This is a genomic window from Dictyobacter kobayashii (assembly GCF_003967555.1).
GTDB classification, from domain to species: Bacteria; Chloroflexota; Ktedonobacteria; order Ktedonobacterales; family Ktedonobacteraceae; genus Dictyobacter; species Dictyobacter kobayashii.
The window spans coordinates 3183218-3196574 of the sequence record NZ_BIFS01000001.1; the positions used below are offsets into that span (position 1 = coordinate 3183218).

The 13357-nt window shown below is 49.0% G+C and carries 11 protein-coding genes; 4 read left to right on the top strand and 7 right to left on the bottom strand.

Annotation, left to right across the window (positions count from 1 at the left end; all coding sequences use genetic code 11):
• Positions 1-42 precede the first annotated feature (42 nt).
• Together hpt and tilS are read right to left on the bottom strand one after the other, a co-directional pair.
• Positions 43-627, bottom strand: coding sequence for a hypoxanthine phosphoribosyltransferase (gene hpt / locus EL645_RS13975; RefSeq protein ID WP_126550997.1), 585 nt, complete (start codon positions 625-627; stop codon positions 43-45).
• Between the two features lie 13 nt (positions 628-640).
• Entirely contained in the window at positions 641-2116 is a 1476-nt protein-coding gene (tilS, locus tag EL645_RS13980; RefSeq protein ID WP_126550999.1) for a tRNA lysidine(34) synthetase TilS, read from the bottom strand.
• Positions 2117-2216: 100 nt separating this feature from the next.
• Here tilS and def point away from each other — a divergent pair, with 100 nt between their 5' ends.
• Positions 2217-2723, top strand: a complete 507-nt coding sequence (gene def / locus EL645_RS13985) for a peptide deformylase (protein WP_126551000.1) — start codon at positions 2217-2219, stop codon at positions 2721-2723.
• An 82-nt stretch (positions 2724-2805) separates the two neighbouring features.
• On the opposite strand, the gene EL645_RS13990 is transcribed toward def, so the two are convergent.
• Complete coding sequence (locus tag EL645_RS13990) at positions 2806-3177, bottom strand: hypothetical protein (protein ID WP_126551002.1); 372 nt, start codon at positions 3175-3177, stop codon at positions 2806-2808.
• A 621-nt stretch (positions 3178-3798) separates the two neighbouring features.
• The gene (locus EL645_RS13995; RefSeq protein ID WP_126551004.1) at positions 3799-3984 is read right to left on the bottom strand and encodes a helix-turn-helix domain-containing protein; all 186 of its coding nucleotides are present in this window, start codon (positions 3982-3984) and stop codon (positions 3799-3801) included.
• Between the two features lie 808 nt (positions 3985-4792).
• Here EL645_RS13995 and EL645_RS14000 point away from each other — a divergent pair.
• Both EL645_RS14000 and EL645_RS14005 read left to right on the top strand, forming a co-directional pair.
• Positions 4793-5401, top strand: coding sequence for an RNA polymerase sigma factor (locus EL645_RS14000; protein ID WP_126551005.1), 609 nt, complete (start codon positions 4793-4795; stop codon positions 5399-5401).
• A 28-nt stretch (positions 5402-5429) separates the two neighbouring features.
• A complete protein-coding gene (locus tag EL645_RS14005; RefSeq protein WP_218031836.1) occupies positions 5430-6485 on the top strand; it encodes an ABC transporter ATP-binding protein in 1056 nt (351 codons plus the stop codon).
• Between the two features lie 100 nt (positions 6486-6585).
• Here EL645_RS14005 and EL645_RS14010 read toward each other — a convergent pair whose 3' ends face one another.
• The gene (locus EL645_RS14010; RefSeq protein ID WP_126551007.1) at positions 6586-6765 is read right to left on the bottom strand and encodes a helix-turn-helix domain-containing protein; all 180 of its coding nucleotides are present in this window, start codon (positions 6763-6765) and stop codon (positions 6586-6588) included.
• A gap of 747 nt (positions 6766-7512) precedes the next feature.
• Between EL645_RS14010 and EL645_RS14015 the strand changes: the two genes are divergently transcribed.
• The gene (locus tag EL645_RS14015) at positions 7513-10239 is read left to right on the top strand and encodes a winged helix-turn-helix domain-containing protein (RefSeq protein ID WP_161977365.1); all 2727 of its coding nucleotides are present in this window, start codon (positions 7513-7515) and stop codon (positions 10237-10239) included.
• Between the two features lie 56 nt (positions 10240-10295).
• Here the strand turns inward: EL645_RS14015 and EL645_RS44140 are convergent, their stop codons facing one another.
• Positions 10296-11021, bottom strand: a complete 726-nt coding sequence (locus EL645_RS44140; protein WP_126551010.1) for a response regulator transcription factor — start codon at positions 11019-11021, stop codon at positions 10296-10298.
• Positions 10994-13069, bottom strand: coding sequence for a winged helix-turn-helix domain-containing protein (locus EL645_RS14025; RefSeq protein WP_126551012.1), 2076 nt, complete (start codon positions 13067-13069; stop codon positions 10994-10996). The genes EL645_RS44140 and EL645_RS14025 overlap by 28 nt, the downstream gene beginning before the upstream one ends.
• Positions 13070-13357 lie beyond the last annotated feature (288 nt).

The following is a 13357-nucleotide window of genomic DNA, read 5'->3' on the forward strand; positions in this document are numbered from 1 at the left end:
CGGTAGCGCGCTACCGATCCTCTTCTGGCTATAAATGTTGATTTATGCTTCTTCAGCCATACTTTTGTGTTGTTTTTCGGGCTGGGCGGTTTCTGAGTAGACGGATGGTTTCAGAATGCCGATATAGGGGAGGTTGCGGTAGAGCTGGGCATAGTCGAGACCATAGCCAACCACAAATTTGTCGGGAATAGTAAAGCCATGATAATCTATCGGCACATCTTTGAGGCGTGTGCGCTCTTTATTGAGCAGGGAACAGATCTTCAGGCTAAGTGGATTGCGGCGTCTAAGTAGATCAATTAAATAGTGCAGAGTAAGGCCGCTATCGATGATATCTTCAATGACCAGTACATGTTTCTGATCAATTGGGCCCTCTAGATCTTTGACGATACGCACGATGCCACTGGATTGGGTGCTATTGCCATAGCTAGCGACCGCCATATAATCAAGTTCCAGTGGCAGGTTAATGGCGCGTGCCAGGTCAGCTATAAAGGGGACGGCCCCCTTTAAGGTTCCCAGCAGGAGCAGATTCTTGCCCGCGTAATCGTGGGTGATTTGCTCACCCAGGGCGGTGATTTTTGTCTGCAACTCTTCTTCTGAAATAAGAATCTCTTCTATATCCTGGTGCATGTTTTCCTCTTTTTTAGGTGCGCTTGGTAATTGACAAGCGAATAATCTTGCGCGTGGCCTCGGTCAGCCGGACACGATGATCGAGCTGGATGCCCCCCAACCAGATACAGCGTGAACCCGAAAAGAAAAGCGGTAGAGAGGCTCGCTCCTCGCGTGGAATGTGCCTATCAATCATGACAGCTTTAACTTTTTTTTCCTGGTTCATGCCCAGCGGTTGTAGGCGATCGCCCTCTCGGCGTGTACGTACATAGAGATTGGGCGAAGAACCATCGCCCAATAATGTCTCTGCATCTACATAGACAGCATACGGTGTCGTTGGTAGCAGATTCCAAACGGTCGCCCAGTCTTTTTGGTGTAAGGCTGTTTGTACCTGTTGGGTCACATTCTCTGGTACCCATTCAGCCAGAGCAGTCCAGGGGCTACCCGGAACTGCTACGCTGCCAGGCAAAGCGAGAGTCGCCTCGGTAAGAGGCGCTGCTTTTTTGTCTTCGCTTGCTTGCTCTGAAATATATTTGAAGACTAGTATATCACCTCGGCGTATGGTATGGAGATGTTGTGGTAAATGTAGTGTCACAATCTCGCGCGTAGCTGGACGCTGTAATAATTGGTCCAGCAAATGGTAGTGGCGGGCCTCCAAAGGGGATTGGCCATCACAGAGCCTGGCGCTAGCCCGGCGTAGTAGATGGTGTTGCAGACTGGGGGAGAGTGACTTGAGCCGGGGGATGGATAGCTGCACATTATCTGCCTGTTCCTGTAAGACAACCTCTGGCCACTGCTGGTCCACCTGGGTGTTAATCCAGTCAAAATCCACATGCAATACCTCCGCATTGCGCAGCAGGGTCTCACGGAAACCAGGATTCATGTCTTCGAGCAGAGGTAGGAGTTCGTGGCGGATACGATTGCGTAGAAAACGGACATCGCTATTGCTGGCATCTTCGATTGGTAGCAGTTGATGTTGGGCGCAGTATGCCAGTGTGTCGGCGTGACTGACGGCCAGCAGTGGGCGAATAATATCTTGCTGGCGTGGTTGTAGTCCCACCATACTGGCGATACCCCCTCCCCGCAACCAATGGAGCAAGAGAGTCTCCACCTGGTCATCTAGATGGTGGGCGACCGAGATGGGTTGTCCCTGCGCCACCTCGCGCAAAAAGCGATAGCGGGCCATGCGGGCCGCCTCTTCCAGTGAACGATGTTCCCGGACTGCCAGGCTGGCGACATCAACGCTACCCACGGTTACTGGAAGCTGCCAGGAGTGGGCGAGCCGAGCCACCGCTTCCGCGTCCTGCGTACTTGCCTCTCCACGGAGCTGATGATTTAAATGGGCCACCTGTAGCGCTACCTGTGGATAGCGTCTGCCCGGACCACAGAGTCGATGGAGCACATGTAGCAAGCACAGCGAATCGGCTCCTCCCGACACTGCCACCACCACGATTCCCTGGTCTGGCAATAAATGAAACTCCTCAATGGTAGAGGCTATGGTCTCCAACATAGTTGCGTATTACCCCTTTGGTATGGTACGATTAAAGCCAATTATAACACTTAAGTTTTGATCGCATGCTAGTGTGTTGTGTAGGGGTATTGAGAAGATTATGGCCATTCGGAAAATTATAACCACTGAAAATCCTATTCTACGTCAGAAAGCTAAGAAGGTCCATCGTTTTGATCCATCGCTGCCCAAGCTGGTGGAGGACATGTTTGAGACCATGCGTGAAGCTAATGGTGTAGGATTGGCAGCACCACAAATTGCACAATCCATCCGTGTCTTTGTAGCCGAATACGAAGATCGGAAAGTCGCAATCTTCAATCCTGAGATTGTCAAAGCCGAGGGTGAGGAAAAAGGGCCTGAGGGCTGTCTGAGTATCCCGGGATACATTGGTGAGAATATTCGCCGCGCGACCAGGGTCGTTGTGAAGGGGCAGGATGTACGCGGAAAAGCTATTCGCGTCAATGCCGAGGGCTGGTTCGCACGCATCCTCCAGCATGAGATCGATCACCTGGATGGTATCCTCTTTATCGATCGCCTGGATAGTCCTGAAGATTTACGCGAAGTGCACGAGGGTGACCTTGAAGAAGGCGAGCCCGCTTTAGTAGAGTAAGTGTACAGCATAATACAAAAAGGAGCCGCGCTTCTTCCTATTTTGATGGAAGAAGCGCGGCTCCTTTTTGTATTAATAAAGGCTACAATTTTTGTTGTTTGCGTAACATCGAAAGATGATGAGAGCCTAAATGGTGCTCACAGTTGTCACACACATAGAATCCCTCTTCACGATAATGGAGTTCATTAACGTGAAAGTGAAGATAGCAGATTCCACAGCGCGTCGCATCTGATTGGCTGGCAATCTGACGATCTTGTTCAAAAAGATCTTTCAGGGATTGCACCATTTGTTCAAAGTTAAACGCGCCTGGTTGCGTATTTTGTTCAATGCCTAATGAGCCCAGAGGAGGTAATGCACCGGTAATGCTATTGGCACGCGCTTCGCGACGGCTAATAGACGAACTGCCATTGTTCGATGCTCCACCTTCAGACCCAGATGTATAGTTATTGCTCAAGGCAAAAATCTCCCGAAACAGATGCAAGGGATAACACTTCAGTTATTATACCTTTAGGTGTTGGCTAAATCAAGCTTTGCTTGATTGTAGCCAGGGCTTTTTCACGTTCCTCTTTGGCGCCTGCGGCGCCGGGTTGGAAGTGTGGAGTGTGGTTAGTGGGCGGCTGCGGCCGCCCGCTAACCACACTCCACACATGAAAGAATGGACATCTTATTGCTTACTCGTGCTCTCCAGACGCAAATTAAAGCGGCGCCGGGTTGGGAGGGTGTGGTGGGCGGCTGCGACCGCCCGCTAACCACACTCCACACATGAAAGAATGGATATCTTATTGCTTGCTCATGAGAACATTAAAAAGCTCTGGATGGTAGTTGCCAGGGTAAGGTTGTCTCGATGGATGGAGCTGCTGCGGGGCAGGTAGAAGTGGTGTTCCAGGAGGTGTCTTTGTTCTTCGCTCATCCCCCTGAAGCGAAGATACACACATCGTCCGAAGTGAAGCTTACGGGAGCTAAATCAGACGATGAATAGACGCGTAGTAGAGCATGATTACTGTTTTTTATAGCGCCATAGCAGCTGGCGCATCATTGCGATATCTTTAAAATCTGCTACATCGGTAAAGATGCATTATTGAATGCTATTGTCACCAAGAACCCGCTCTAAGGTTTCACGTTTAATACGATAGACTTGCCTGGAATGAACATGCGGTAAAACTACTGCTTCTAGAACTCCCTGTTTCACCCACCTACGGACAGTGGCGTCGTCGACGCGAAGAATGCGGGCCACCTCGGACACGGTCAACAAATTGCTCATAGGGCTCCTCCTACCAATTTTTGCGACTTTACCCTGGATATTTACAAAAGAAAAGTATGAGAATCTTCATACAAGTACATTGTATAAATATTGTATAATATTGATGAAGACTTGTAAAGACCTACAAAAAGAGATTTTGAATGAGTTATGAAATTCATGTGACTTTTTTTACTTAGGTATTATGTTAGGTGAATAGCTTAAAAAACGGTGGATGCTATGCTACACTTAATTGTGATATTTATGTGTGTTGATGTGACTGTGAGTTGTTTGTTTGATTGGAAATTGTAACGCCAATTATAGATTGATATGTAAGGCATAGCATGGATATAGATGAATCTAGCCAATATCTTCAATTTGTACTATCATAGAAGAATTTTCGGCCTTTTCACACATTGGATAGAAATAATACACAAAAAATCGGTATATTTATATCCGCATACACCTTAACTTCTCCTTTAGCCGCCCGAAGCTATGATTGCCAGGGTCTAGCTTTTGCCATTTGGGCCAGTGGGCAGTAAGAAGATGGGTGGGGGCGGCCGCTTTCCATTTACTGTTGACGTCTACTGCTAGACCTTTTTTCCCGGTTGGTGGATGAGATCAATAGTTGATGAATCGTCCTTTTGGAGGATGACAATTTCCTCAACAATCCGCTACACTTCTGAGCAAGCACACGAATATATGGTAACGCGCCGGAAGGGAAAAAAGAGACAAAGCTGTAGTGTCTTACAGTGATATGCTCATACGATCCTCTGGTAATGAGGATCTCCAGGGTTTGGAAAGGGACGCGTGTGATAGAAAGGACCTCCCCATGCAAAAGCGAGAATATGTTCCTTCTAAGTGGTTAGAGTTTTCTGATGGTGTCCTGGTACGTGAAGTGTTAGCCGGCAATCAAGTAGCCTTTGAGGCACTGGTGGAACGTTATCACACTATGCTCTACCGCTTTATTTACCATCACCTGGGTGAGTATGATCAGGCCTGTGATGTGTTGCAGCAGGTATTTCTCAAGTTGTATATTGCCTTGCCTACACTTCCCACTGGAGAGCAGCTCAAGCCCTGGTTATTTCGTGTGGCGCAAAACTGTTGTCGTGACGAATTGCGCAAGCGACGTAGGAGACGTGTGACTTTGTTCTCGGCCTTAGAATGGCAATCTGAAGAGGAAGAGATGCCACCGCTGGCAGCTATTCCGGATACACATCCATTGCCTGAAGAGATTGCGGAATATCATGATCTGCAGCATGCGCTCCAGCAAGCGATTCAAGCGCTGCCCACCAAATTTCGTTCGGTAGTTTTATTGCGCTATCTCTATCAATGTAGTTTTTCAGAGATTGGACAGGTTTTAGAGATGCCTATGACGACGGCCAAAACATACTACTATCGCGCCTGTACCAAATTGCGCGCCTCCTTACAGTCCCGTTAAATTTCATCTGCGAGGAAGGAGAAAAGTGATGATGGGTGATCCACCAAAAATGCTCACCCACGATAGACGTCCATCACAGCACGCCGAGATCATCCTAAAGACTGAAGAGCTGACCAAGCGCTTTGATAGTTTTACCGCGGTTGATCATCTCAGTATCGAGATATACCATGGCGATGTCTACGGCCTGCTGGGTCCTAATGGTTCTGGTAAAACTACCACGATTCGCATGCTCCTGGGCTTGATCCATCCCACGTCCGGACAGGTTACCACCCTGGGATATGACATGGGTGATGAGAAGCAGCGCTATCAAGCCCTGCACCATGTTGGAGCCATCGTGGAGCAACCTGTCTTTTATCCTTTTTTAACTGGCCGTGAGAATTTACGTGGTATCGCCATCTTTGGCTGTATGCCCGATAACCAGGTCACCCATGAACGTATTGAAGAAGTGCTCGAACTGGTTGACCTGGCCACGCGTGCCAACGAAAGTTACAGCAAATATTCGCTGGGTATGAAACAACGCCTGGCCCTGGCCGCTACCCTGGTACACTATCCACAACTGATTATTTTGGATGAGCCAACCAATGGACTCGATCCGGCCGGTGTAGTTGAGATACGTGAGTTGATTGGTCGGTTATCCCAGCAGGGTATCACCATCTTATTATCCAGCCATCAATTGCATGAGATCCAACAGGTTTGTTCAAGGGTGGCGATTATCAAACGTGGCAAATTGCTGGTGCAGGGTAGCGTACAAGATCTACTTTCTGAGCAGCAGTGTATTTTACTTGGTTTTTCTAATCCTGCCACCTTGCAGCGAGCAGAATTAGTCTTGCATACGCAGCCTGAAGAGGCACTGAACTGGATGCGGCGTGCTCGGATTGTGGATGCGCCAATGAATACGAGCTGGACTCCGCCTGGAGGGCAAGTATTAGAGGTTGAGGCTACGATGGAGCAGGCAGAGGCGGTAAATGCTTTCCTGGGTGCACGAGGTATCTATGCCACCGAAATTCGACGGCGTGAAACCAGTCTGGAACAATACTTCCTGGAACTGACCGCAACTCCACTTCATACTGTTCCCCTGGCCTGATTGAGCAACGCTATAATTCTTTGCCGTCAATAAGAAAGGGCGATCCTGCATCGGATGCCCTTCTTTGTTAGCGCGAAATTAGCGCGAAGTCATCACCTGTTTATACGGGTAAGGCTGGCTGATTGAGTAGCGTATCAATGGTGCTACGGCGTACTCGGTAAGCCTGACGCTTACCAACGTGAGGAAGCGAGACAGCCTCTAATGTGCCATGCTTGATCCAACGACGTACCGTCGTATCATCCACGCGTAAGCGGCGTGCAACTTCTCGCACGGTCAACATTCATCAGTTTGTTCCATAATTGTATACCCTCCATCTAACTAGCATCGTGTTGTAGAATACATCATGACTAGATTTTGCGCTGTATAACCCATTGTTTATTCTTCGCTAGGTATGGTCTATTAAATCTAGCCACGTCTAGGCCAAGCAGCATGACAGGAAGACATGCTATCCTTGATGAAAGATCTCCTCGGCTGAGAAGTTCTTGATAATTCTGTCTGCCCCTTTCTCTTACGGTCACATGTGCAAATAGACTCTCGCGCTATGCTCAGCTAGCGTACAATGTTGTTACAGCATTAGTATAGTGAGGACGTGATAGTGTGTGTTCCACCGTATGGTGGAGAAAAAGGTAGGATCAACACATGTACGTCTGTATGGTAGCAGAGAGTAGTTGCCTCATTATCCAATCCAGTGGGGTGGCATACTCAATGTAATACTTGTATGACCCAAGAGTGTATCAAGATTTCATTTTTGAGCTGGCATTTCTGCATAAGTTTTTCATGAAATATGGGTATGATGCCTCCTCAAAAATCCACATCCTAAAGCATTTCCATCCTGTATTGTTATTATAATGATATAAAAAAGAGTAACGTATAGATATGAACCTGATTGGATTATTGCATATAGGGATACGTGTATATATAGACATGGCTGGATAAAGACCGTGAGTTTAATGTATAATAGTAATTATTCGCCTCACTATATCTGGTATTGCTAGCAGGGATGCGTGTTGGAAGAAGGAGGATGGAGATGGAGATTAACCCTACGAAGCAATTGCTGCTTGCGACAAAGTTTACTCTGCCACACAGCTATGTGCCCCTGGTTATTCCACGTGTACGTCTCTATAGCAAACTAGAGCGTGGCACTGGCTATCCTCTAACCTTACTTGCCGCGCCTGCGGGTTTTGGTAAGACTATCCTCCTCAGTAGCTGGTTGCGCCAGCGTGGCACCAACAAAGTAGCCTGGCTTTCTTTAGATAAGAACGACAATGATCTGCAACGTTTCTGGCATTATTGCCTGGCGGCCTGTGCCAGTGTCGATAAAGAACTGGTAGCTAGCGCGCAAGCGTGCCTGGATGCTTATCCAGCTGTCTCAATTGAACAGATGCTGACCGTCTTTATTAATGCCTTAATGGCCTATCCGGAACCGCTGATATGGGTGCTGGATGACTATCAGTGTCTTCACTTGCCGGCTATTCATCAAACGCTTACCTTTTTGCTGGAGCACTTACCACCCCATATTCACCTGTTTATCAGCACACGGGTTGATCCGCCACTGCCATTAGCGCGTTTGCGCGTGCGTGGACAACTGCTTGAGATACGTTCAAACGACCTGCGTTTCAATGTAGAAGAGTCTGTGCAATTGCTCAGTTATGATATGCAACTGCAGCTAGAGCCAGAGCAGATTGTTAATCTATTTCGCGCTACCGAAGGTTGGATCGCCGGCCTACAACTGGCAGTCATTTCACTACAGGGAAGACCTGAGCACGAAGAGAAGATGGCCTGGATCTCATCGTTTACGGGCACCAATCGCCACATTGCTCATTATTTGAGGGAAGAGATATTGATGACCTTACCTGAGGACGTACAGGATTTTCTCTTTTCAACTTCTATCCTCACGCGCATGAGGGCGGATCTCTGTGACGCGGTAACTGGTCAGGAAAACGCGGAGCTGATGTTTGAGTGGTTGGAGCGGGCCAACCTGTTTATTGCTTCCAGTGAAGAAGAGGGAACGTGGAAGCGCTATCATCAACTTTTTGCCGAGCTTTTGCGCCAGCACCTGGCGCAGAAATATCCGGAACGCATCAATGAATTACACCTACGAGCCAGTTGCTGGTATGAACACGAAAATATGTTGCATGAGGCCGTTGAGCATGCGCTGGCGGCCAGTTCTTATGAGCGGGCCGCTGATCTACTAGAAGCGCACGCCTGGCCACTGTGGGTGAGAGGACAGCTACCATATATTTTCGACTGGTTGCTGTTGTTACAGGGGCGTATTGAGCTTCAGACGCATCCTATTATCTCTTACCTGTATGCATTTATATATTTATATACAGCGCAATGGAAAATGTATGAGCAGGCGCTTGCCAGCGCGCAGACTAGCTGGCAGTGCGGGCATAATCATGAGATGTTGAGTAGCATTTATGATTTAAAAGCCTATCATGCCCTGTGTACCGGCAATGGGGAGCAGGCTCTCATGTATACGCAGCAGGCACTGGAGGCTAATCAGAATAAACCCTTGCTAGCCAGCTTCTCACATATCCTCCGTGGGGCCGGACATTTGTGTTGTGGCGATATCCAGCAAGCTCAGATTGAACTGACGCTCGGGCAGCGCTGTGGCAGCCAGATGAATTGCGCCATCGCCATCAGCAGTGCCCAGTTATACCAGGGACGCCTGTATGTTATGCAGGGCCAGCTACACGAGGCTCTAAGGCTTTATCAGCAGTGTAGCAATAATAGTGGAGGGTGCGTGGCCCTGTTTGCCAGGCAAGCACATTTGCAGGCAGGACTGCTTTATCTGGAGTGGAATGAGCTAGAGCGGGCGCAGGAGCAGCTCAGAAAGGCACACGAGAGCCGTAACCAGCTAGAGGGTAGCTCGGCGGTGATTGATAGTATCATGCTGGCTACACGCCTGGCCTGGGCCAGTGGTAAGCCAGAGCAAGCTTTGGTCTTACTGGATCAGGCTGAGAGCTCGTTAACCTCAAGAGGCAATCAATCAGAACAACTGGCGCGCATCAGCTTGCTGCGTACAAAGTACTGGCTGGCTCAAGGTAAGAATGCGGCCGTTCAGGAATTGCTGCAGAGCAGCTATCCCGTTAACCTACAGGATCTTCCCTTATTGGAGCAGGAATGCTGGCAACAAGCGTATGCGCGTTGGCTCTTAGCTCGGAAGCGCCCAACTGAAGTCACCCGGCTATTACTGGGATTATTGCTAACCATCAAAGCTCAGGGAAGGATTGCGGATGAGCTTCAGATCCAGCTACTCTTAGTCCAGGCTTACTTTATGCTGGGAGATGCGCGACGTACCAGGCAGACCCTTGAGCATATGCTGGTCATTGCTGAACCTGGAGGATATCACCGCCTGTTTTTGGAGGAGGGACAGATACTGATGAGCCTGCTCTCGGATCTTTATCATCGCCAACAAAAGCGCTATACGGGAGAACTACAATCACAGGTGCTGGGCTATGTACATACCTTACTGTTAGAGTTTGGTTGCGATGTCGAGCCGCGAGATTGGTGTTCCTGGCAAAAGCGGGCCCAGCGTGCGCAATCCTCGTTGGAACAATTGAGTGATCGCGAGTTAGAAGTATTGAAATTGATTGCAGAAGGAAATTCCAATCAACAGATCGCGTGTGCCCTGGTGGTAGCCGAAAGTACGATCAAGACCCATCTCAATAATATCTATAGCAAGTTAAATGTCAACTCCCGTCTGCAAGCTTTAACTAAAGCCCACACAGTGGGATTACTGGAGATTTAGTGGGCAGAAGGGCGCTGGAAGATGGAGTTAGTCTGGTAAGATCCCTGCTCGTTCCCTTAAAGCTTCTCGGTGGAGCGTGGATAGATTAATGGTTCGGTATCCACCTCACTACGGCGTAGGACCCCTAGATCGTAGGCACGCGTGACCGCCTGGAGGCGGGTATGGACGTGAAGCTTGGCATAGATGTTATTCAAGTGCGTTTTAATGGTGCTGACCGTGACCACCAGTTTTTGCGCAATTTCTTGATTTGAAAGGCCTTCGGCGATCAAGCCCAGCACCATATATTCACGCTCACTGAGCTTATCGATCATATCATCGTCATTTTCTTGCGAAATCAGCCAGCGCGGAGGCTGGGTTTCAGCGCCAACCGACGAGAGCAGGGTATAGATGTAGTCGGATGAACTATGGTTTTGTTCTGCCGAAGCATGGCGCTGATAGCGACTGTAGATCTCGGTCAGTAGTGCCGCCATAACGGGTCCTTCATCCACAAAACTACGAATATAGCCTCCCGTTTCTGCCAGACTCAGAGCCTGCTCGAGTTTTTGTAGCGTATGTTGGGTGTTGCCTTCTATATGATAAGCCTGTGTCAGCAGAAGCAAGAGCGTTAATTCACTCTTACTCCTACCTTGATTATGAGCCTGCTGATAGGAGGGCCCTAGCAGCTGAAGTGCCTGTTCTCCTTGTTCCTGCGCGATTAAAAGGCGCGCCTGCGCTATCAACCAGTTCTCTCGTTCATAGTGCAACATATCATCTGTCAGGGAGGCGCATACTGTGTTTGCCACTGTTGGGCCGCATTAAGATCTCCCTGTGCTAATAGAAAACGCATCCGCAGCTCGGCAATTCGAGCCAGGAAGGTCGGATTGGGTCCAAAGCGTTGAGAGCTATGTTCCGCCTGTATCAGATAGGTCAGGGCTTGCTCTCGCTCCTCCTGTAACCAGGCCAGGCGCGCCATTACCAGGTAAAGTTGGGCCGTAACGGGCCCTTCATTCTGGATTTGCTGGCTTAGCGACCGTGCCTGTTGGATGTGCAGCTGGGCGGTCGATATATCATCCCACTCATAATAAACATCTGCCAGATAGACATGGGCGGCGATGACGGGCCAGGTGGCGATCGCATGGGTCTCTCCACAGACCTGCTGGAACGTTTGTGCGGCGGTACGCAGGTTCCCCTGTATGTTTTGTAGTAGACCGTGGTAGCAGGCAGCCGCCAGGGCTATAGTTGTATAGCCGTGTTTTTGACCCAGGCGATAACTCTCGGCCAGATAGTGAGCGGCTGGAATCAGATCTCCCTGGTAGAGATAGCCGGCGCCCAGGTGTAGCAGTGAGCTACAGTAAAAAGGCGAGGAGTGTTCATCATCAAGCAAATCCAATGCCTGCTGGGCATAGTGTACAATTTGAGGACCATCGCTGCGATAGAGGGCGGCCCTGGCCCGTAAATCATAGACCCGACTGAGCATGTGGCTGTTGTGTTGCTCTTGCTGCCAGAGACTCTCTGAGCGTGTCAGAGCTTGCTCGTAAAGCTCCATCTGGGCCTGTAAAAAGGCTGTATAGGCCTGTAAGAGCGAGAGCATGGGGTGAGACGTAAAGCTGGCTTCCGGCAGCTGTGAAAGCCATAGCGCAACTAGAGCTTCTTCTCCGCGTTGAATAAACTGCCAGGCATGCTGCTCAATCAATTGTACAGCCAGCTCCAGATCTTCTGCTATAATGGCATGTTTGATTACATCTATATCCATTCCCTGTTGCGCATACCAGGCCCCAGCCCTGTGGTGTAGCTCTGGTAGTAAGTCTGGATATTTTTGCTTCAGACGATGGTTCAAGAGCTCCAGAAAAAGTTGATCATAGCGATACCAGCGCTGCTGATTATCCAGTGCGTTTAAAAAAAGATTATTTTGCTCCAACCATTCGAGCATCAGTTCCCCATTAGAGTTACCCGTGACCGCATCGCATAGTGAGGCATTGAGACGCTCAAGGATAGAGGTTTGCAGGAGAAAATCCTGCACATCCTCTGGCAATTGTTGCAAGACCTCGTCGGTTAAATAGTGCAAGACATTGCGATTGATGCCGGAGAATGTTTGGATGAAATGAGCAATTGAGGCATAGCTGGTGCGCCCCTGTAATGAAAGCGCCGCCAATTGCAGACCAGCGATCCAGCCTTCGGTGCGCTTTCTAAGCTCGATAATATCTTCAGAACTCAAATCGAGATTCATGGCCTGGGTTAGAAATATAGTAGCCTCCTCGTTGGTGAAACGGAGGTCATGAGTTCGTAGCTCGGTTAATTTTCCCTGCACGCGGAAACGAGCCAGAGGGAGTGGAGGATCACGGCGGGTAATCAGGATAATATGTAAGCGTAGAGGCAGATGTTCCAGTAAAAATGTAAGGGCTTGATGGATCGCAGGTGTACTGATGGTATGGTAGTCATCCAGCACTAATAATGTATCTTCTGCAAGCGTAATAGCAGTATTAATTAATTGTGTGAGCAACCTTTCGATGCTTAGGCCGGGCTGCTCATTTTGCCAGGCATCAATCAGTTCGGTCAGGTCGGGCAAGAAAGGGCTCAAGGCGGTCAGAATATAGCACCAGAAGCGCAAGGTATCATTGTCCGCCGGCTCTAACGAGACCCAGGCAGTTGCTAGCTGGCGTTGTCGAATCCATTCACTGACCAGCGTGGTCTTGCCGAATCCAGCGGGAGCCGTAATCAGAATCAATGGACGTTGCAGATCAGCTTCCATGGCCGCATAAACATGGGTACGGGGAATTATCTTTTTTAGATAGTGCGGTGGAATTGTCAGCTTGGTTGTAATGATTTGCGGATCTTGACTTCCTCGTTCCATCAGAGACTCCTTTGCCACATGCTCGGTCCGGAATGTATATCTTGATTTTCTTATTGACAATATGCTCTCACACCTTCTTTATTATCGGCGAGCTACGGAGCATAGAACAATAGATAGCCAGCTTCCTATCTATTCAATACATACGAGGATTGCTTTGCTGAAATACTGCTTATTTGATTGTCATAGTATAGCATAGCGTGCTGTGGTGTGTCATGGGAGAAGGCCAGGTGTTGGTGGTGAGTTTCCTCCATTTGGGCGATAGCCGGACCATACCACCTGTGTGGGATG

What these genes read in the sequence shown, in the direction of transcription:
- tilS (WP_126550999.1), bottom strand. Translation starts at nt 2,116, where the DNA reads ATGTTGGAGACCATAGCCTCTACCATTGAGGAGTTTCATTTATTGCCA.
- def (WP_126551000.1), top strand. Translation starts at nt 2,217, where the DNA reads ATGGCCATTCGGAAAATTATAACCACTGAAAATCCTATTCTACGTCAG.
- EL645_RS14000 (WP_126551005.1), top strand. Translation starts at nt 4,793, where the DNA reads ATGCAAAAGCGAGAATATGTTCCTTCTAAGTGGTTAGAGTTTTCTGAT.
- EL645_RS14015 (WP_161977365.1), top strand. Translation starts at nt 7,513, where the DNA reads ATGGAGATTAACCCTACGAAGCAATTGCTGCTTGCGACAAAGTTTACT.
- hpt (WP_126550997.1), bottom strand. Translation starts at nt 627, where the DNA reads ATGCACCAGGATATAGAAGAGATTCTTATTTCAGAAGAAGAGTTGCAG.
- EL645_RS14010 (WP_126551007.1), bottom strand. Translation starts at nt 6,765, where the DNA reads ATGTTGACCGTGCGAGAAGTTGCACGCCGCTTACGCGTGGATGATACG.
- EL645_RS14025 (WP_126551012.1), bottom strand. Translation starts at nt 13,069, where the DNA reads ATGGAACGAGGAAGTCAAGATCCGCAAATCATTACAACCAAGCTGACA.
- EL645_RS13995 (WP_126551004.1), bottom strand. Translation starts at nt 3,984, where the DNA reads ATGAGCAATTTGTTGACCGTGTCCGAGGTGGCCCGCATTCTTCGCGTC.
- EL645_RS14005 (WP_218031836.1), top strand. Translation starts at nt 5,430, where the DNA reads ATGATGGGTGATCCACCAAAAATGCTCACCCACGATAGACGTCCATCA.